We start from the raw sequence: 20,260 nt of genomic DNA on the forward strand, positions 1-20,260 counted from the left end.
GACGGGTCATTTTTTTAATGCTTTGACAATGTGGGGTAATTCACCATAAAACACCCCAATGCCTGTTCCCATCAAGCCATGATTGGCAAGCGAAATGGTCGACACGCGAATGACAGGTAAATCATGCCAACCAAAATGGGTCGCCAATAAATATTTAAGATACTCGGTGCTTTCATGATGCCCCGTATCTGTCAAATAGATAAACGCTGGTTGATTTGCGGCAAATTTTTCGACGGTTTTTCCCATGGTAGTCAGGGTTTTTTCAAGCTTACGCACTTTTTCTACCGCGACAATCTCGCCAATTTGATTAATTTGCATAATCGGTTTGATATCAAATAAGTTGGCGACAAAGGCGGCAGGGGCGGACAATTTTTTGTTGCGAATAATATAGTCCAAGTCGCTGAGGGTAAATAAAAACTCACTGCGATGTCGCAAATCGTCAAGTTTTTTTGCCACGTTTTCAAACGATTCACCTTGCTCAATCAACACTTTTGCCTCGTACGCCAGCGCCCCTTCAGCAATATTAAGTGTTTTGGTGTCATACACAAAGATGTGCAGACGATTGGCATAATGTACTTTGAGTTCTTCTAGCATGGGCAAAGTTTGGCTAAATTTGGACGAGATACCGCAAACAAATACCTCAGTGACCCCGCGAGCAATCAAATCATTAAATAATAGATGCATCTCATGGATGGATGGCGGAAATGTCCTCGCCACCGATTTGAGGTTGGTTTTCATGATGGTTGCTAGGCGCTCACTGGTGATATTTTTACCATCGATAAAATCAACGTTATTGATGTTTACGTGTAAGCGCAGAATGTCCATGCCTTGCGACAATCCAAGGGCTTCAAGACAAGATGAGGAGGTGGTGACAACAGCTCTTTTCATAAATTTGATAAACCCAGTAGCACATGAAGATGAGCAAATTTATATAAAAGCAAAGTTGATGGCAAGTTATCCTCATCTAAATTGAGAAAACCTCAAGTCGATATTTTTTAGTTGACAATTTCAATTTGTTTTTTCAATGGTTGCTATTTGATTGGGATAAAAATGCGTATGATAAAAACATGTGATATTTAACGGCTACCGGCATCGAATTAGCATTTATAAAGCCAGTAAAAATTGTTACAATGCTCAGCCAAGCCATTATGGCATTTCATTTGATTAAAAAATTGCACTTGACCGCTTATGACTGCCAACGCCTCACCTAGCTCAACTAAAAAAGCCCTTAAGTCCAACACCATTGTGGTAAAAATTGGCTCATCGCTACTGACCAATAATGGTAAAGGCTTGGATCGCACCGCAATTTATGAATGGGCGAAGCAAATTGCCAAGCTGCATAATGAAGGTTACCAAGTATTGCTGGTGTCCTCAGGGGCAGTGGCGGAAGGGGTGGTGCGGATGAATTTGGAAGAACGCCCCAAAAAACTACAAGCCTTGCAAGCCTGCGCCGCCATTGGGCAGATGGGCTTGATTGAAACTTGGTGGTCGGCGTTGATTCAGTATGGTGTACAAAGCGCGCAGTTACTGCTGACACATGACGATCTTGCCAATCGGAATCGTTATCTCAATACCGCCAGTACGTTAAATCAGCTACTTGAATGGCGCGTGCTGCCTGTCATTAACGAAAATGACACTGTCAGTGTCGATGAAATCAAATTTGGTGATAATGACAGTCTAGGTGCGATGGTGGCAGCCATGGTCAAAGCTGATTTATACATTATATTGACCGACCAGCAAGGCGTATTCACCGATAATCCTCGCACCAACCCGGATGCGAAGTTGATTAAGAGCGAACGGGCAATGGCAGATTATTTGTTTGACGTGGCGGGAGATGGCGGCAAATTGGGTCGTGGCGGGATGATTACCAAAATTCGTGCAGCAAGGCTTGCGGCAATGGGTGGTTGTCCCACCGTGATTGTCAGCGGCAGCATCGATAACGTGATTAATCGCGTGGTCAAAGGAGAATCCTTAGGTACGATGCTCACTACTAATGACGATGATAAACGCATTGCCAAAAAACAATGGTTAGCCGCTCATCTGCGTATGGCAGGTCGCTTGGTGATTGACGATGGCGCAGTAGATGCCATCATTAAAAATAACAAAAGCTTATTGCCTGTCGGGGTGATTGAAGTGCAAGGTGATTTTGATGAGGGCGATGTGGTGGAGTGTGTTGATAAAACAGGGGTGCGTATCGCAGTCGGTCAGGTGGATTTCTCATCAAGTGAAGCTAAGCGCATTGCTCGCAAACGCAATAGCGATATCGAAGCGATTTTGGGTAAAAATGAGGAACGCCACGTGATGGTACATCGTGATAATATGGCGATTATCGTATAATTTTCGACAATTTTTGATTGAAATTTAACTACTTTTAGACTGATTCAATAGTATTTTTACCCAAGATTATTTTTAAAGGCAATGACATGATCCATAATTTTCCGATGTTAAAAAATGACCGTATTTTAAGAGCCATGCGTTTTGAACCTGTGGATGTAACGCCTGTGTGGATGATGCGACAAGCCGGTCGATATTTGCCTGAGTATAAACAAACCCGTGCCCAAGCCGGTGACTTTCTATCGCTATGCAAAAATACTGATTTGGCGACGGAAGTCACCATTCAGCCATTTCGCCGTTTTGAGTTGGATGCGGCGATTTTGTTTAGTGATATTTTAACCATTCCTGATGCACTCGGTTTGGGTCTGTATTTTGAAGCAGGAGAAGGTCCCAAATTTCACAAAACTGTCAGAAGCATGGCAGAGGTTGAAGCCTTGCCAACCGTTGCGATGGCAGATGCACTTGACTATGTGATGAAAGCGGTGACCAGTATTCGTCATGCGCTGGCAGGTCGCGCGCCATTATTTGGCTTCTCAGGTAGTCCGTGGACGCTGGCGACCTATATGATTGAAGGCGGTAGTTCTAAAGAATACCGCTATGCCAAAGCCATGTTGTATGGCGAACCTGACACCTTGCATGCGCTGCTCGCTAAAATCACCGATGCCGTGATTGATTATCTGCTAGCGCAAATAGCAGCAGGGGCGCAGTTAGTACAAATTTTTGATAGTTGGGGCGGGGCATTGGCGCATCGCCAGTTTGTTGAATTCTCGCACCATTACAACACTAAAATTGTCGCGGCGATCAAAGCAAAATACCCAGAAGTACCTGTGGTACTGTTTACCAAAGGTGGCGGATTATGGTTGGATACCCAATGCCATAGTGGCGCGGACGCGCTAGGGCTTGATTGGACAATGCCATTAGATAGAGCCCGCAGCATCGTCTTTGAACAGCAAAAAGCATTGACCAAATTGCACAAAAAGCTGCATACAGGCATCGCGCTGCAAGGTAATCTTGACCCCGCGACATTATTTGCATCGCCTGAGCATATTCGCCAGCAGACGCATTTGATGTTACAGGACGCCTATAGCCTCGGTGACAAAACAGGCTATATAGCAAACTTAGGTCATGGCATTAACCAATGGGTTAATCCTGACCATGCCAAAGCTTTTATTGATGCGGTGCATGAATACAAACTTTAATAATAATATCAGGAGACGACCATGATCAAAGTAGGTATTGTCGGTGGCACAGGCTACACTGGCGTAGAGCTAATTCGACTATTGAGTCGTCATCCACAGGCACAAGTGACGATGCTGACATCGCGCTCAGAAGCGGGCAGGCGCGTCGATGATATGTTTCCAAGTTTGCGGGGCGTGACCGATTTAACGTTTTCGGATGTGGATGAAAAAAAATTAGCAGCATGTGATGTGGTATTCTTTGCTACTCCCCATGGCGTCGCAATGAAGCATGCCAGATTTTTAACCGAAAATGGCACTAAAGTCATCGATTTGGCGGCAGATTTTCGTTTGCAGTCGCTACAAGATTTTGAAACTTGGTATAAACTTGAGCATGCTTGCCCCGATATTTTAAAAGACGCTGTGTATGGGTTACCTGAAGTCAATCGTGATGCCATTGCCAAAGCCAAGGTCATTGGCAACCCAGGTTGTTATCCCACCACGGCGATTTTGGGGTTAAAACCGCTAATCGATGCCCAAAACAGCCAGCAGCAGGCATTGATTGAGCCTTGGATTGTTATTGATGCCAAATCAGGCGTCTCAGGTGCGGGTCGCCAAGCCAAAATGAATTTATTATTTAGCGAGACCTCGGATAGTTTTAGCGCCTATGGCGTGGCAGGTCATCGTCACGCTCCAGAGATTACCCAAGGGATTGACCAAATATTGGGTCAAAGCAAGCGCTTTCAGCCGCATGATATCCGCTTTGTACCCCATTTAGTACCCATGATTCGCGGTATGTTTACCACGATTCATGTTCGGTTGACGGCGGCAGGTCAAGCGTTAGATTTACAATCTTTGTATGAAACCAGCTATCAAAACGAATATTTTGTAGACGTCATGCCAAAAGGGATGTACCCAGATACGCGTAGTGTACGAGGTAGCAACTATTTAAGAATTGCGGTGCAAACACTAGAAAATAGCCCAATGGCGACAATTTTGGTGGTACAAGATAATTTGGTCAAAGGTGCGGCAGGACAAGCCGTGCAAAATATGAACGTGATGTTTGGGCTTGCAGAGCAAACAGGATTGGCGTTGGTTGCCGTCGTGCCTTAAGTTATTTCTTTAATAAGTGGTTTTCTTAAGCTATTTATGGTCAGCCTATTTAGAAATATTAATGCCATAACAAGCATTGCTTTATTTTTTTTAGCCAAAAAAATATGACGCTATGATGAAATGGGTTAACTTTATTATTTTTTCAGTCAATAAATTTAGCTGAATTCATCATAATTTTTGTTTATAATGGGATTCGCTTTAATGGATGTCATATTCATCAACTCTTTTTGAGCTATCATCAGTACTGTGATTATCCATGTTTTGATCGTTTTTCAATTTGAGTATCTCTATGGATTTGCCCGAAGATAATAACTCTTCTCAATCTTTGCCAGAAGCACAACGCAATTATATTACCCAACCCAACAAAATATCTGGGTGGTTGATTGCGTTTGGGGTTAGTTTGTTGTTAGTTGCCATCATTGCACTGGTGTTAGGTCAACGCATTGGTTATCATCGCGGCTTAAGCTTTGCCGCTGAAGAAGCGAAAAAAACCGCCGCAGGTCTTGAAATCTCAGCAGAAAACATCAAATCATTAAAGCTAAAATCTGATGCTTTGCAAAGCCAATTAACCACCGCGCAGCAAGAGCGTGATATCAGCTTGGCGAACCTATCAGCACTGCGTACCGATATTCAAGATTTAAAAGTCACCAACTTACAGCTTGAACAAGGTCAGCAATTCTTAACCACCTCGCTTGCCAAAAAAGGTGGTATGAGTTTACAAGTCATCGGGGCAAAAATCGCACCGTTGCCAGAAAATGCCTATGAATACCGCTTTGATGTCGGTATGGTTGATCCGTCAAATCAACCAAAAAATCTGATACCAAAATTGACCTTGCTCGATGAAGTTAATATGGTCGAAGTCCCATTGCAACCCAATAGTTACTCGATTCATGGGATTGCAAGAATTCGCGGGCGTTTTTTAATGCCCAAAAACTTTGTACCCAAACAAGTGAAACTTGAATTAACCGCCGGCAACCAAAAAACTGAGCAAGTGTATGACTGGCAACTCGGTCAGCCGATTGATAACATGCCATATACGCTTGAAGAAACGCCTGAAGCGGATAAACGACCTGTGAGTTCGACCGATAGCACGCCAGTGGCAAGCACAGCCAATACGCAAAAACCTGCCGCAACGACTGCTGTAAAGTAGTATAATCAATGTTTAATCTAATCTTAGGTAAATGTTCAATTAATGATGCTTCAAACGCTTAATTTTTCTCGTCAATCGGTCGTATCACAGCCAACCACCACGAATATGGATTGGCACCTACCAGCATGGTTGCCAACACAGTCCCCTAAACAGCCACCTAGCCAATCACCAAATTCATTGCCAGCCCGTTTGACCGACATAGAAGGCGAGCCAAATACCGACCCCGTTGAAGATGTGCTATTGGCCGACCCTGAACTTAAAAAACCACAGATGTATGCCGTGGTCATGTATAACGATGACTATACGCCGATGGAATTTGTGGTGGATGTTTTACAAAATCATTTTAAACATACGCTAGATTCGGCTATCAGTATTATGCTTGCCATTCATCACCAAGGCAAAGGGATTGCCGGTATATACCCTAAAGACATCGCAGAAACCAAAGCCCAAACGGTCAACCGTGAAGCGCGTCAGGCAGGCTATCCGTTACTGAGTCAAATCGAACCCCAAGGTTAGTGGCAGTTTGCTAATTAACCCAGTTTTATTTTTGGTGGCACCTCCTTTCTATTTTTTATTCATCATTGAATTTTTTGCCATTTTAAAACCCGCCATTAACTACGTTTTATCACTTGAATTTATTAGCAATGTCATTATATTAAACGTAATGATTTTGATTTTTCCCATTTTGTCATCTTTCATTTTTACTTCCTTTTAACCGAACTTAGCATTACTACCCAGATATCAACAGGATATTTGGTGCTGAGGTGACGGCAAATGAAACTTGAGAAAACATCAACGCAAATAACCATCAACAGCAATAACGACGTCAAACCAATCAATTAGATAACGCATGATTTTTCAAGTAGGGTAAAATCAAAAACCGTCGGTGACAAGTATTAAGGACATCTTATGTTAAGTTTAGAATTACAAAGCACGTTGCGGTTGGTAGTGACACTCGCAAAACAACGTGCACATGAATATTTAACGGTCGAGCATTTGCTATTGGCACTGCTAGAAAATGAAAATGCGGTAGAAGCCTTGGTGGCTTGTGCAGTCAATGTGGATCAGCTTGGCAAAGATTTGACCCAGTATATTGATGAACATACCCCAACGGTCGATATCAACGAAGATTACTCGCCACAACCAACGCGCAGTTTTGACCGTATCTTGCAGCGTGCGATTTTTCATGTGCAATCGGTTGCCAGCAGCCGTTTGGTAGAAGGCTCAGATTTGCTAGTGTCGATGTTCTCAGAGCATGACACCTACGCGGTGTACCTGCTTAAAAAACAAGGGGTGACGCGACTTGAGTTGACCCAGTACCTATCGCATGGTCAAGACAAAAAAGTGCGCGACAAATTGACGAGCGTGGAAACTGAAGAAACGGGTGAAAAAGCCAATAAAGACCCATTGACTGAATTTACCATTAATCTCAATCAAAAAGCCTCTACGGGTGGCACCGATCCGTTAATTGGTCGCCAAGCAGAAATCGAGCGTACCGCGCAGATTTTATGCCGTCGCCGCAAAAATAATCCGCTACTGGTGGGTGACCCAGGGGTGGGTAAAACGTCGATTGCTGAAGGCTTGGCATGGCTGATTGTCAATGACAAAGCACCAAAACCATTATCAGGCTGTGTGGTATATAGTTTAGATATTGGTGCGCTGATTGCCGGTACAAAATACCGCGGCGATTTTGAAAAACGTATGAAAGCGCTATTAGATGCGTTAAAAGCCAAGCCCAATGCGATTTTATTTATTGATGAAATCCATATGATTATTGGCGCAGGCTCATCGATGAGCAGCAATATGGATGTGTCAAATTTAATCAAACCTGCTTTGGCATCCGGTGAGCTGCGTTGTATCGGTTCAACTACCTTTACCGAATACCGCCAAGTGTTTGAAAAAGACCATGCCTTAAGTCGTCGTTTCCAAAAAGTTGATGTCAACGAGCCATCCATTGATGAAACGATTGATATTCTGCGCGGTCTGAAAAAACAATATGAGAAATTCCATAACGTCAGCTATACCGATCAGGCACTACAAAGTGCCGTGCATCTGGCGGTAAAACACATTCACGAACGCTTTTTGCCTGACAAAGCCATTGATGTGATTGATGAAGCAGGTGCATTTGTTCGCCTGCAAAAACAAGCCGAAAATCATGTTGAATCTAGTGTGGGCAACAATCAATCTACTGATGCCGTCGCAAATGACAAGCTATCAAATCAGCCTGTGGTGGATGAAGACGCACTTGTCGATGATTTGGATGTTAGCCATGCAGCAGATGGTGTTGTCGAGCCTGAAGCTATGTTAAGCGAAGCAGATAATAAAGTGATTGATGCGGCACAACAAGATGGCGAGGTGGTGATTGATGTCCCACAAATTGAATACATTATCTCAAAAATTGCGCGCATCCCGCCAAAATCAGTCTCAACGGATGACAAATCGGTGCTACAAAATCTTGAAAGTAACCTAAAACATCTGGTGTTTGGTCAAGATGAAGCCATCAAAAACTTGGCAGATGCCATTAAGTTGTCACGTGCAGGCTTAAAACCAGATGATAAACCGATTGGTTCGTTTATGTTTGCCGGTCCTACTGGTGTCGGTAAAACTGAAGTCAGTCGTCAGTTAGCGAATTTGTTAGGCATTGAACTGGTTCGTTTTGATATGTCTGAGTATATGGAAGCACATACAGCGTCCCGCTTGATTGGGGCACCGCCAGGCTATGTGGGCTTTGATCAGGGTGGTTTATTAACCGAAAAAATCAATCAATTCCCGCATTGTGTACTATTGCTAGATGAGATTGAAAAAGCCCATCCTGATGTATTTAACTTGCTGCTCCAAGTGATGGATCATGGCTCGCTCACCGACAATAACGGCCGCACATCAAGCTTTAAACAAGTGATACTAATCATGACCACCAATGTCGGTGCTGATAGCATCAGTCGCAACAGCATGGGCTTTACCAAACAAGACCATAGCCGCGACAATAGTGAGGCGATGAAACGGATGTTTACCCCAGAGTTTCGCAATCGTTTGGATGCCATCATTCAATTTAACCCATTGGATCAAAATGTCATTGTATCCGTGGTTGATAAATTCTTGGTTGAGCTGCAAGCCCAGCTCGATGACAAGAAAGTGGTGCTTGAAATTGATGATGAGGTCAGAAACTATCTGGCAGAAAAAGGTTACGATCGTCTTATGGGGGCACGTCCAATGAACCGCTTGATTCAAGATGAAATCAAAAAACCATTGGCAGAGCAAATATTATTTGGTGATTTGGTGAATGGCGGTACGGTGTCGATTCGTATGAATGCCGATAAAACAGCAATTGAGCTTGTGCCCATTGATGAAAAGCAAATCGATAATGTCTAGGTCTAGGTCTAGGTTTAGTAATGTCTAGTATAAAAAAAGGAGCCAATTGTGCTCCTTTTTTTTATGCCTACTAATGATGTTTAATGACTGTAATTAATAATTAGGCTTAATAATTACACAAAACCAAATTTGGGTTTTTCTGCTTGTTTCTCTCGATAGGACAGATGATCCATGTTAGTTAATTCTGCCAACGAGTGCGGTTTATTGACGGTGATAGCTTTATCAATCGATGCCAAAAACGCGTTGGATTTTTCAACAGACAGTTCTTTGAATTTATACTCAGCTATCAATCGACCTTTACGTAGTAGCGCGGGGTCAATTTTCGAGATATCTGAGTTAAAGGTACAGATAAACTGGCACTCCAACACATCCGACAGCATACCATCAGCAATGTTCAAAATCGCCGATACCACATCGGTATTGGCGTTATCAATGCTACGCTCGGCAATGTAATTTTCACAGTCTTCAAGCACTAATACCGAGTTTTTGTTATCCACCAATAGTGACATAAATTCAGGGTTAGTCAAATACCCAATCATGGTAGTGGGTACAAAGATGAATTTTTTATTAGGTACTTGGCTGGTTAGCCATTTGATATAGTTAGTTTTACCTGAGCCCGCCACGCCATGCAACAGTACCACGCCTTTACCATCATGATTGAGCGATTCTTTGATATGCTGATGCACTGGCAGAAAATCCTCGTGATACATGGTATCCAAATTGATGGGAAATGGCCTGATACGATGGGTTTTAAACACAAAACCATGGACTTCTTTAAGTAAAATCGATACTTTAGCCTCTTGCGACACATACTTTTGCAAGTATTCATCAAACACGTTTTTGACACTCGCTGCCGAATGCGGATTGGTCGAAATATAGTAAATACTGACGACTTTTAACAGACCTGATTCAAAGATGTATTCGTCATAGTCATTGGACAAATCTTCATTGGTGAGCATGAACACTTCATATTTGGGATGAAAATAACAAGCTTCACGTTCATATAAGGTATTATTTTTATGCGAATAGGCGACGGTGGTAAAATCGGTGCAACGTTCAAAATCTTTAAGCTGCTCTTTGCGAATCACCATGTCATGGTTGCCAACATGTACCCCAGGAAAAATATCATCGAGTAGCGACTCAAAAGGGTTATATTTGCTAGCGTATTGGATGTTGTCTTCAATGAGTTGAACAGTATAGGGCGGCTCAGAGGAGGCGCTGAGCAGCTTTCGCGGTTGATAATAGGGCGATTGTAAAATTTTCATAGGAATATAGGCTTATAAAAGGCAGTAGAAAAATTAACATAGTTAGCAGTAAACAAGCTAACTATAGAGATGGGGCAGTTAATACTAGATGCAAGTTAAAAATTAGCTAGTTGGCAATCAGTTAAAAAATTTTTAGCAGCATAGTAAGCAACATACTGGCTAACAGTAAGCAGTGGTAAGATAAGATAGACAGGAATTTTAGGCATAAAAAAACCTGCGAGAGGCAGGTTAATTTAACTAATACCGATTTGAGTGGTGGGGCTGAAGAGACTCGAACTCTTACACCTCGCGGCGCTGGAACCTAAATCCAGTGCGTCTACCAATTTCGCCACAGCCCCATGAGTTGCCTCAAAGTGTTGACTCAATATTTGTATCAGTGTCTTTGTGGTTGGCTATTATATAGAAAAATTTCGCTTTGGCAAGGGGTTTTTTAAAAAAATCGCATTTTTTTATTGGTTAAGTAAAATTTTTAGCGCATTAATAATATTCGATAAGTCATTAATACGGTTTTCCACGCGTTTTGCCAGCAGCTTGTCAATAAAAGGCTGGCAAGCTTGGCAAGCAAATTCTGATAACTGATGATTTGGGCATAAAAAAGGCACGGGCTGTTGGCAATGCGCGATTGCCCAACCAGGATAATCATTTGCCATAAAAGGCAGACATCCTGTCAATAATTCGTACCATATCACCCCCAAGCTATAGTAGTCGCTAAACTTGTCAACAGGCTGTCCTGTGAATTGCTCAGGACTCATATAAGCAGGCGTACCAGCGGTGTAAGTTTTGCAGTTGAGAGAGTCATTTTTTGCCCTAGTATCAGTAAGAGCAATATTGTTAAAACCAATACCACTAAAACTAAAATCACTTAGACCAAAATCAATTAATACCACCTCAAGATTGGGTTTTACAATAAAGTTGGCGGGTTTGAGATCCAAATGCATCAGCCCACATTGATGTAAACGGTTGACCACTTGGCAACTATGTAAAAAAATGGTCATTTTTTGCTGAAGATTAAGTATGGGCAATTTAGCATGCGCATACAGCAAAGATTTTAACGTCTCGCCTGAATGATAGGACATGACCAGACAGGGACTAACAGGTTGCTGCGGCTGCTGTTGGTTAAAGATCAGGGTATCAGTTAGAAGGTTTGAAGCATACAGCGTGGGAATACCGCTTGTCGCATGGGTGCTATCAATCGCTAAACTTTGGCAATGGTGAAGGGCGTTAATTTCTTGCTCAAAATGGGCGAGATTGGTTGCGCTAAAGTGAGGTAGTAATTGTTTAACGACAACGGCCGTAGGCGGGGAGTGAGTTGAATGCCATACCCCGTACCAAAGCTCGGTATGATTGAGTGGATTTGAAGCTGATAGTGGCTGTAAGTCAGTAACGACCGACTGACAGCCATTTTTTATGATAACCAGTGCTGGGTGAGTTGACCTTGTCTCAATCATGATGGCTTAACGGGTCTACCTTCAATCAACTGTTGGTATTTTCGAGTCACGGTATTGCGCCCCCAACCGAGTAGGTCAGCCGCTTGTCCTTTATGCTGAGCAGTATGGGCGAGTGCCACTTCAAGCAAACATTTCTCAAACATCGGATAAGCGGTTTGCAATATGTCATACTGTCCTTCAGCCAGTGCTTGCTGTGCCCAAACTTGCAGCGGCGTGATCCAATCTGCGGTTGCGACAGTTTGTGGTGCGTGCAAGGTCGGTACGACTGTCGTAGCAGGCAAAGGCGTTGGCAGCTCACTCGAATGGGCACTTAGATTAGAACTAGCACTGGGGCTATCACTGGGAGCTGGCAAAGATGACGGATGTTCGCTAGCAGGTGCCTCAAACTGAGTTTCGGGCTGATAGTTATGTGTCTTATGTGTCTTGGGCTCACGTGTAGTTATAGGCGTGCTATCTTGCGATTCAAACGCTTGTAAAATCTCGGGTGGCAAATCACTGGGCTGAATGGTTTGTCCTGTTGTCATGACACTGAGCCAGCGGCAGGTATTTTCAAGTTGACGCACGTTACCTTGCCAATGATAGCTTTGCAAAATATGCATGGCAGATGGCGTGATGGTTTTGTTCGAGGTATGCATGCTTTTGGCAATGTTTTGCATAAAAAAATCGATTAACAGCGGAATGTCTTCGCGGCGCTCACGTAGGGAAGGTAGCGCCAGTCGAATGACATTGAGCCGATAAAACAAATCTTCACGAAACTTGCCTTGCTGCACAAGGGTTTCTAAGTTTTGATGGGTTGCTGCGATGATACGTACATCGACTTTAATGGGTTTGAGACCACCTACACGGTAAAACTCACCATTTGCCAAGACGCGTAGCAAACGCGTCTGGGTCGGTAAAGGCATATCGCCGATTTCATCCAAAAATAAAGTGCCGCCATGCGCCTGCTCAAAACGCCCTTGGCGCGTGGTAGTGGCACCCGTAAACGCTCCTTTTTCATGACCAAATAGTTCAGCTTCAATCAAATCATGCGGAATCGCCGCCATATTGAGCGCGATAAATGGTTTGGATTTGCGTGGTGAATGTTCGTGTAAGGCACTGGCAATCAGCTCTTTACCTGTACCCGATTCGCCGGTGATGAGGACTGTCATCGGCATATGCGACAAGCGACCAATCGCACGAAATACTTTTTGCATGGCAATCGATTGCCCGATGATGCCCGATGGGTTGGTGGTGGCTTTTTCTGGCTCGGCTGCCACGGGTTCAGTTGGCGGCTGCTGTGCATCACGAATCAGAGAGTCATTGTGGTTTTCAGGCTTACTGCGCTTTTGTGTTTGGTTTGACTGGCTTTGCAGGCAAGCTTTTTTCACCATGGCAATGGCATCATCCAACTCAAACGGCTTGGGTAAGTAATCAAATGCGCCTGATTGATAGCTATCCACCGCAGACTGCACATCGGCATGCGCGGTCATGATGATGACAGGAATTTGTGCAAAGGCTTGTTTGATTTTACTGCTAAAGTCCAATCCGTTCATCATCGGCATTCGAATATCGGTGACGATGACGCTTGGCAAGGGGGCACTATTGTCACTCTTTGGTTGGCTGTCTTGCCCACTATCTTGTAGTAGCCGCCACGCTGATTGCGCATTGCCAAAGGTTTGCACTTGAAACCCACTATCTGTCAGCGTATCTTCTAAAATCATACGTAGTGCTTGGTCGTCATCGATGACCCAAACAATAGGCTCGGTGATTGGCGTTTTATTATTGGTATAAGTCATATAAAAACCCTATATGGGAAACTGTATTGGTTTAAACATTATTGATTGAAAAATTCATAGCCGATCAGTCATGATGCTGTGGTGTATCAAGGTTAAACTATCAATTGGTCATTTGGTTATTTGTCGAATTTGCCAAGGTAAAAAAATCGTAAACAGGGTTTCACCTGGCTGAGAGGTCACACTGATTTGTCCTTGATGGCGCTGAATAATGTCATGAGCAAGTGCCAGTCCCAACCCTGTACCATTAGCGCGTCCTGTGACCAAAGGATAAAAAATTTGCGGCAACAACTCACTATCAATACCCAAGCCATTATCAATAAAATCGACGCGCAAGACGCTTTTATGTCGTATATCGCCAATAGTTTGTTGGTGCTGAATACGAGTCTTTACCGTGATGCTAGGCGACACAATGTCGTTTTCATTGAGCGCTTGTATCGCATTGTTGACGATATTCATAAATACTTGTACCAGCTGGTCTTTATCAGCGGTGATTTCTGGCAACGATAAATCAAAGTCTCTGACTAGACTAATATTGGGGTTTTGTATTTCTGCCAATGTTAGTACATGCTGCAGTGGCTCATGTACGTTGATTACTTGCCAGTTGGGCAAATTTGGCGCGCCCAGCAATTGGGTCACCAAGTTATTGAGTCGTCTGGTCTCATCCATGATGATACTGAGATAATTGGCGACCTTTTGCGCCTTGGTGTCGTTAATATAGCGGACAATCCCATCAGACTTCATGATTTGATTAAAATTCTTCTCAAGCAGTTGGCTTGCCCCAAGGATGCCAGCTAACGGGGTTTTGACTTCGTGTGCCATACTGCGAATCATTTGACGGGTTATCAAATGTTGGTGATTTTGATACTGTTCTTGTTGAATACGACTTTCGCGATCTTTTGCCCAAATTTCAATCAAATAGAAAAAACCCGCCTCGGTTTCTAATGGGGAAACTCCATAGTCGACCAATAATGGTGCACCAATCCCTTGGGCGCTTAGCCCTAAAATGGTGCAATCATGATGGATGAAGGCTTGGTACATTTTTTTTGTATGTTCAAATTGGTTTTGCAGCGCCAATTTGGCCTGCGCTTTGGTTTTTTTATGGGTTATCGGGTCATCATCCGTATGCGATTGCTCTGATGTTTGCGTTAGTAATTTTTCATAGTTTGCGGGGGTTAAAATATCGATAACATTTTTATGAAGTAAATGCTGCTGGCTTACTGACAAAATCTGCTCAGCCGTCGCGTTGATATAGACGCACTCATAGTTGCTGTCAGCGATAATTAACCCCGATAATAGGTTGTTGAACATGTCCTCAAACAGGTTCTGGTTGGATTCGAGACTATGTAAAAAAGTAGGATGGGTCATTGGATAACTACCACAAATTTGAGCAATGGTTAAAGTGCAATTTAAATGCCAACAAACTATTGAATAATTTCTGGATTATTTTCACAACAGATAAATAATGGAACGATGAGGAGCAAATCATTCATTTGATATTAAAAAATCACTCATTTATAGCAACAGGTTGATTGTAGTATGATATATTTTGAACCAAAATAGTGCAAAAGTTAAAACGTAATTGCTAAAAAAAGAAGTATAAAAAAAGGGCATAAAATCTATGCCCTTTGATGTACTGTAGCTATAAAAATTAGAACCATTGGTAGGTTAGTGAGATGAAGGAATTAATGCCTTTTTGGCGGTAGCCATAAACAGTCTCATAATCTTTATCTGTGAGATTGTTAAGTCGGCTGCTGATAGTCAAATATGGGTTGATGTAATAATTACCAGTTAAGTTTAGAAGTGTATAGTTGTCTAGTACTTTATCGGTATAATAACCATCATGACGCTCATCTACATATTCTAGTTCACTGCGGATATCAAATTTTGGTTGTTTATAACCTAAATATAGTAAACCTGTGTTTTTTGGAATCGTATTATCTGTTGTATATTCGCCTTGAGTTGCGTTACGACCTTCAACAGATTGATTGGTATAGCTTAGACCAAATAGGGTATTATTCACTGTCCAATCTGATACTAAAGTAACACCCTTAACCTTTGTTTCTGCACGATTAGTGCGAGTTTTATCACCTGAGGCTAAAGTCAAAGGAATGATACCATCTTCAATTTTTGATTGAAAACCTGTTAGGCGAGTCGTTTGGTAGGCATTACTGTGTTCAATAAATGCTTCCCAATTTTTGCTCGTTTCAGCTTTTAGATTTTCATTCCCAACATAGCCTGGATAATAGACGCCATCCCAACTAGAGCCTTCTGAATGTCCATATAAGTCATTAAAGCTAGGCATTCTAAAGCCAGTAGCGTAGGAGGCGCCGACACGAGTATTAGGCAATACGTGATAGGCACCGCCTACATTATAGGTTGTCTTATTACCATATTGGGTGTTCTTATCATATCGAATATTTGCTTGCGCATCATATTTGGGTTGCGAAACTTGATAGCCAAGAAAACCACTTTTAGTATTTCTGTCATGATCAGTATAACTAGCATCGCCATCAAAATTTTGTTTGAGATATTCTGCGCCACCAATAATTTGACCTACAGGCAGTTGATAGCCTAATTGTAGATTGGTTTGCTTTTGTTTGGTATTGAATTCGCTTGGTGCGCTTGAAAAATAACTTTTTGATTCATCAATACTTTCACCGTATTTAAGACTGGCAGAAAATTTATCTTGTTGATAATTAATAAAACCATTAGCTGAGCCATTTTCTTGTTCAGCATGGATATCTTGATAATTGCCACCATCAAGGTCAGAATTTGATTTGGCTTTCATTCCTGTTATGCCAACTTCAATATTGTCGTTGTAGCGATGTTTAGCGACAAAACTAATATTTTTAGAATTAAACCCATCCTTATCGCTATCAATCGAAGAGGCATATGAATTGTTTGGACTACTGATATTAATCCCATTCGTTTTTTCATAACCTGTGGATAAACTAATCGTAGTGCCATTATTAACATATTGACCCGTTAATTGACCTTTATAGCTGTCCTCTGAACCTGCACCCAAGGTCAAGGCTATATTTGATTGTTGGGCATTTTGACCTTTGGTGAAAATTTGAATCACGCCGGCTGTCGCATCAGCACCATATAAGCTAGAACCACTTGCGCCATATAGAACTTCAATACGGTCAATTTGATCAGCGGGTAATAAAGCAAGCTCTGCATACCCATTACTTAAAGATGTATAACGAATACCATCAATCAACACAGCGACATTTTTGGCAGATAAGCCACGAATACTAAAGTTACTTAATGTACCATCGCCACCATTTTGCTTGATATAGAATCCCGCCTTACCTCGTAACACATCCAGTACGCTTTGACCGCGATAACGTTGTAATTGTTCTTCATCGATCACGGTGGTTTGGGCGATGGTATTCTTGACAAGCGTCGGCGTTTTGGTTGCTGTGGTGGTAAAAGTAAGACTCGGCAAGGTGGATTCAGCTTCGCCATTAGCAGCTTCGCTAGTCGCTGCATGAGCGCTAACACCAGTCATGGACATGCCAATAATCACCAAAACGCTTTGCGTTATTGGATGGATATTAAAAAATGGCTTTTTGATAAAACGTGGTGATGTCTGACAGGTATAACGCATAACTTGACCCAAAAAAATAGTTTAAGGACACATTGTAGAAAAATATCGTTACATAAGCTATTACTTTTGGTTGGTTATTGCTCATTAAAGCTTGAGAATTTTTCAATAAAAAACCCCTCTAGTAACTAAAGGGGTTTTAATACAAGCCTCCGTATCAACAATTAGCTAGCTTGCTGCTGTAATTTTTTAGCTTTTTGGTAGCATTCATTGATGTGATTTTCAGCAATTTTTTTAAACATCAAATAACCGATGGTACCTGCCACTAATTGACCGCCAAATGGTACAAATTTGGTGACTTGCTTGGCGATAATACGGCTACCAAAGCCTTGAAAAGTTTTTTTGGCAATACTCCGCGTCACCACTAGCCCTGCAAAATCTACCGCTTTATCTTTTAGTTGGTTGATTTGCGCGCCGTTGTTCAAATCTACAGCTGCTTCAGGTTGTTCAATTAAACCAAATTTAGCAGAGATTTCAGGTAGCAATTTTGATAATAGACCTGCGTCAACCGCAACGTCTAGCAGCGGCACAGGGACAACCGCTGCTACGGCAGACATTTTGGCTTTGCTTTTAATCATCGCCTCACATTCGCGTTTGATTTTTTCTAAGTCAAGTTTTGGGTCGATGGTTTTGGTCAAATTTTCTGCTGACATAATTTTTCCTTCTAAAAAATTTCAATTATCAATAATAAAGGTAGTATTGCAAAACGCTTGCAACAAGAGATGATTATTCATTAATGGTTGGTGATGCTATTACATTAATGGTAAGTGATGACTCTTTGGTTTGATTATAACTGAGTGTAAACGTATGAATAAGCATCTTTTTGCAAAAAAATGCTAATGGTTTGTAGTGGCATTATTACGATATGCAAAACGCACAAATAGCTATGAAAGCTGATGGGATGTTTTTCACCGTTTAGCTGTTGTAATTTTGCCTATTCACTATCATTATGCTAGTTTGTTCTATCTATTTTATTTGACAACCATGATAATTTTATGTTGACTGTGACTCCCCGTTTTATTGCGACCCATATTGACGAGATTCCCCGTGATTTACAGCCCTTGGCGCAGACATCGATGACATTAGCACGCATTTTGGCTGGGCGAGGCGTGCAAGATGTGGCAAATTTAGACACCTCCTTTAATAAGATGTTACCTGCAAATTCGCTGACTGGCATTACCAAGGCCGTGGTGCTACTTGACAAGGCGATTGATTCGCAGCAAAAAATACTGATTGTGGGTGATTTTGACTGCGATGGCGCGACCAGCACGGCACTGATGGTAAGGGTGTTGCGGGAAATGGGCGCGAAGGTTGAGTTTTTGGTGCCCGATCGTTTTAAGTACGGTTATGGACTGACGCCAGAAATTGTTGCGCTAGGTATTGAAACCTATGATCCTGATGTGATTGTCACGGTTGATAATGGTATCTCTAGTCATGCGGGGGTCGAGCTTGCCAAAGCCAAAGGGCTAACGGTGATTATTACCGATCATCACTTGACGACGCAGGCGACACCAAACGCCGATGCCGTGGTCAATCCCAATCAGCTGGGCTGTGATTTTGCTAGCAAATCATTGGTAGGGGTTGGGGTGGCATTTTATGTGCTAGGCAATCTTGCCAAAGTCAGACGCCAAGCCAATAAATCCACCACCCAAGTGAGCCGCTATATTGATTTGGTGGCGCTCGGCACGGTGGCGGATGTGGGCGTATTAGACCAAAATAATCGCATCTTGGTGCACCAAGGTATCCAAGCTATCAAGCAAGGTCGTTGCTGTGTGGGTATTTTGGCGTTGTTGGAACAGGCAAGTCGGCAGGCAGCAGACATCACGGCTCAAGATTTTGGTTTTATTTTAGGACCCCGCATCAACGCTGCAGGTCGTATGGATAGTATGCGGATTGGCATTGACTGCTTACTCACCGATGATTGGGGGGAGGCACAGCGGCTTGCGCATCAGCTCGATAAACTCAATCAAGAGCGCCGCCAAGTCGAGCAGGGCATGCGACAACAAGCCGATAGTGTATTAAGGACGCTTGAGAATCCATCTGAGCAAAATGCTGTAAATCAAGTAACGCACCACAAGCGCGGTATTATTCTCTATCAAGATGAGTGGCACCAAGGGGTGATTGGTATCGTCGCAGGCAGGCTAAAAGAAAGCTACCATGTGCCCGCTATCGTGTTTGCGCCTGCTGATACGGCGTTGATTGAAGATGATGATCCTATCAAAGGCTCCGCACGCTCCATTGAAGGCATTCATATCCGTGATGCCATTGAATCAGTCGCGCAAACCTACCCCGAACTCATTAGCCACTTTGGCGGGCATGCGATGGCGGCAGGTCTGACAATCAAACGAAAAAACTTTGAGCCGTTTTGTAAAGCGTTTGATGAGGTAATTGCAGCGGTGGCTGATGAGGTATTTGCAGAGACGTTATATAGCGATGGCGAATTGACAGCCGGTGAATTCACGGTTGATTTTGTAGATAGCTTGCAGACGTTGGCTATTTGGGGACATGGTTTTGTGCCACCGATATTTGATGGGGTGTTTGTGGTGCAAGATTATCGGGTGTTAAAAGAGCGGCATTTAAAACTATGGTTATCGTATCCCGATGTCCCTTTTACTATCGAAGCGATTTGGTTTAATGCTGACTTTGACGCGATAGCTTTGTCTGCTATCAATCGCAGTGTGTCAAAAGTGCATTTACTCTATGAGATTGAGAAAAATTTATTTAATGGACAAACTAAATTGCAGTTAAGGGTAAAAAAGGGTGTACTCCTCTAGATAAGCGTTTTTGCTGATTCATACACAATCTGATAACCATAACACCCAATAAAGATGATAAACGACATAAAATGACATGTTAATATAATTTATCACCTATACCGCGCTAAATTTTGATAAATTATGCAAGGTATCAAGGTGTTAAATTTTAAATTTTGATAAAGCTTTAGCGCTTAGCTGGCTAGTATTTATTATTTAACCGTTTGTCTTTTAACTGGCTGTTTTTTAACTATCTGTCTTTTACCTG

General features: G+C 42.5%; 14 protein-coding genes and 1 tRNA gene. 7 read left to right on the forward strand and 8 right to left on the reverse strand.

The genetic code is table 11. The features are described from left to right. Positions 1 to 6 precede the first annotated feature (6 nt). On the reverse strand, positions 7 to 888 hold the full coding sequence (locus RTJ53_RS00720; RefSeq protein WP_312275407.1) for a DegV family protein: 882 nt from the start codon (positions 886 to 888) through the stop codon (positions 7 to 9). A 300-nt stretch (positions 889 to 1,188) separates the two neighbouring features. On the opposite strand from RTJ53_RS00720, the gene proB reads away from it, so the two are divergent. The 6 genes from proB (at position 1,189) to clpA (ending at position 9,141) form a co-directional block, all read left to right on the forward strand. Further along, complete coding sequence (gene proB / locus RTJ53_RS00725) at positions 1,189 to 2,337, forward strand: glutamate 5-kinase (RefSeq protein ID WP_312275408.1); 1,149 nt, start codon at positions 1,189 to 1,191, stop codon at positions 2,335 to 2,337. 86 nt (positions 2,338 to 2,423) lie between these two features. Beyond that, a complete protein-coding gene (hemE, locus tag RTJ53_RS00730) occupies positions 2,424 to 3,533 on the forward strand; it encodes a uroporphyrinogen decarboxylase (RefSeq protein ID WP_312275409.1) in 1,110 nt (369 codons plus the stop codon). A 21-nt stretch (positions 3,534 to 3,554) separates the two neighbouring features. Beyond that, positions 3,555 to 4,622 (forward strand): N-acetyl-gamma-glutamyl-phosphate reductase, encoded by a 1,068-nt coding sequence (gene argC / locus RTJ53_RS00735; protein ID WP_312275410.1) that lies wholly within the window; start codon positions 3,555 to 3,557, stop codon positions 4,620 to 4,622. Between the two features lie 289 nt (positions 4,623 to 4,911). After that, positions 4,912 to 5,772 (forward strand): hypothetical protein, encoded by an 861-nt coding sequence (locus tag RTJ53_RS00740; protein ID WP_312275411.1) that lies wholly within the window; start codon positions 4,912 to 4,914, stop codon positions 5,770 to 5,772. A 42-nt stretch (positions 5,773 to 5,814) separates the two neighbouring features. Next, entirely contained in the window at positions 5,815 to 6,288 is a 474-nt protein-coding gene (locus tag RTJ53_RS00745; protein ID WP_312275412.1) for an ATP-dependent Clp protease adaptor ClpS, read from the forward strand. A gap of 393 nt (positions 6,289 to 6,681) precedes the next feature. After that, complete coding sequence (gene clpA, locus RTJ53_RS00750) at positions 6,682 to 9,141, forward strand: ATP-dependent Clp protease ATP-binding subunit ClpA (RefSeq protein ID WP_312275413.1); 2,460 nt, start codon at positions 6,682 to 6,684, stop codon at positions 9,139 to 9,141. A 113-nt stretch (positions 9,142 to 9,254) separates the two neighbouring features. On the opposite strand, the gene RTJ53_RS00755 is transcribed toward clpA, so the two are convergent. The 7 genes from RTJ53_RS00755 to RTJ53_RS00785 form a co-directional block, all read right to left on the reverse strand. Beyond that, a complete protein-coding gene (locus RTJ53_RS00755; protein WP_312275414.1) occupies positions 9,255 to 10,406 on the reverse strand; it encodes an AAA family ATPase in 1,152 nt (383 codons plus the stop codon). Between the two features lie 253 nt (positions 10,407 to 10,659). Continuing rightward, a tRNA-Leu gene (locus RTJ53_RS00760) sits at positions 10,660 to 10,744 on the reverse strand. A gap of 111 nt (positions 10,745 to 10,855) precedes the next feature. After that, positions 10,856 to 11,854 carry a serine/threonine protein kinase gene (locus RTJ53_RS00765; RefSeq protein WP_312275415.1) on the reverse strand — a complete coding sequence of 333 codons (999 nt, stop codon included), beginning with the start codon at positions 11,852 to 11,854 and terminating at the stop codon, positions 10,856 to 10,858. Then, positions 11,851 to 13,629, reverse strand: a complete 1,779-nt coding sequence (locus tag RTJ53_RS00770) for a sigma 54-interacting transcriptional regulator (RefSeq protein WP_312275416.1) — start codon at positions 13,627 to 13,629, stop codon at positions 11,851 to 11,853. The genes RTJ53_RS00765 and RTJ53_RS00770 overlap by 4 nt, the downstream gene beginning before the upstream one ends. A 108-nt stretch (positions 13,630 to 13,737) precedes the next feature. Continuing rightward, complete coding sequence (locus RTJ53_RS00775; RefSeq protein WP_312275417.1) at positions 13,738 to 14,994, reverse strand: two-component system sensor histidine kinase NtrB; 1,257 nt, start codon at positions 14,992 to 14,994, stop codon at positions 13,738 to 13,740. Positions 14,995 to 15,277: 283 nt separating this feature from the next. Then, the gene (locus RTJ53_RS00780) at positions 15,278 to 17,143 is read right to left on the reverse strand and encodes a TonB-dependent receptor domain-containing protein (RefSeq protein ID WP_312275418.1); all 1,866 of its coding nucleotides are present in this window, start codon (positions 17,141 to 17,143) and stop codon (positions 15,278 to 15,280) included. A gap of 260 nt (positions 17,144 to 17,403) precedes the next feature. Continuing rightward, complete coding sequence (locus tag RTJ53_RS00785; RefSeq protein ID WP_312275419.1) at positions 17,404 to 17,892, reverse strand: hypothetical protein; 489 nt, start codon at positions 17,890 to 17,892, stop codon at positions 17,404 to 17,406. A 342-nt stretch (positions 17,893 to 18,234) separates the two neighbouring features. On the opposite strand from RTJ53_RS00785, the gene recJ reads away from it, so the two are divergent. Continuing rightward, positions 18,235 to 20,013, forward strand: a complete 1,779-nt coding sequence (gene recJ / locus RTJ53_RS00790; RefSeq protein WP_312275420.1) for a single-stranded-DNA-specific exonuclease RecJ — start codon at positions 18,235 to 18,237, stop codon at positions 20,011 to 20,013. Positions 20,014 to 20,260 lie beyond the last annotated feature (247 nt).

The sequence above is a fragment of the Moraxella sp. CTOTU46711 genome, from assembly GCF_031975715.1.
GTDB lineage: Bacteria > Pseudomonadota > Gammaproteobacteria > Pseudomonadales > Moraxellaceae > Faucicola.

Bases quoted from the DNA above. Each gene is read 5' to 3' on its own strand.
- RTJ53_RS00720 (WP_312275407.1), bottom strand. From the start codon at position 888: ATGAAAAGAGCTGTTGTCACCACCTCCTCATCTTGTCTTGAAGCCCTT.
- proB (WP_312275408.1), top strand. From the start codon at position 1,189: ATGACTGCCAACGCCTCACCTAGCTCAACTAAAAAAGCCCTTAAGTCC.
- hemE (WP_312275409.1), top strand. From the start codon at position 2,424: ATGATCCATAATTTTCCGATGTTAAAAAATGACCGTATTTTAAGAGCC.
- argC (WP_312275410.1), top strand. From the start codon at position 3,555: ATGATCAAAGTAGGTATTGTCGGTGGCACAGGCTACACTGGCGTAGAG.
- RTJ53_RS00740 (WP_312275411.1), top strand. From the start codon at position 4,912: ATGGATTTGCCCGAAGATAATAACTCTTCTCAATCTTTGCCAGAAGCA.
- RTJ53_RS00745 (WP_312275412.1), top strand. From the start codon at position 5,815: ATGATGCTTCAAACGCTTAATTTTTCTCGTCAATCGGTCGTATCACAG.
- clpA (WP_312275413.1), top strand. From the start codon at position 6,682: ATGTTAAGTTTAGAATTACAAAGCACGTTGCGGTTGGTAGTGACACTC.
- RTJ53_RS00755 (WP_312275414.1), bottom strand. From the start codon at position 10,406: ATGAAAATTTTACAATCGCCCTATTATCAACCGCGAAAGCTGCTCAGC.
- RTJ53_RS00765 (WP_312275415.1), bottom strand. From the start codon at position 11,854: ATGATTGAGACAAGGTCAACTCACCCAGCACTGGTTATCATAAAAAAT.
- RTJ53_RS00770 (WP_312275416.1), bottom strand. From the start codon at position 13,629: ATGACTTATACCAATAATAAAACGCCAATCACCGAGCCTATTGTTTGG.
- RTJ53_RS00775 (WP_312275417.1), bottom strand. From the start codon at position 14,994: ATGACCCATCCTACTTTTTTACATAGTCTCGAATCCAACCAGAACCTG.
- RTJ53_RS00780 (WP_312275418.1), bottom strand. From the start codon at position 17,143: ATGACTGGTGTTAGCGCTCATGCAGCGACTAGCGAAGCTGCTAATGGC.
- RTJ53_RS00785 (WP_312275419.1), bottom strand. From the start codon at position 17,892: ATGTCAGCAGAAAATTTGACCAAAACCATCGACCCAAAACTTGACTTA.
- recJ (WP_312275420.1), top strand. From the start codon at position 18,235: ATGTTGACTGTGACTCCCCGTTTTATTGCGACCCATATTGACGAGATT.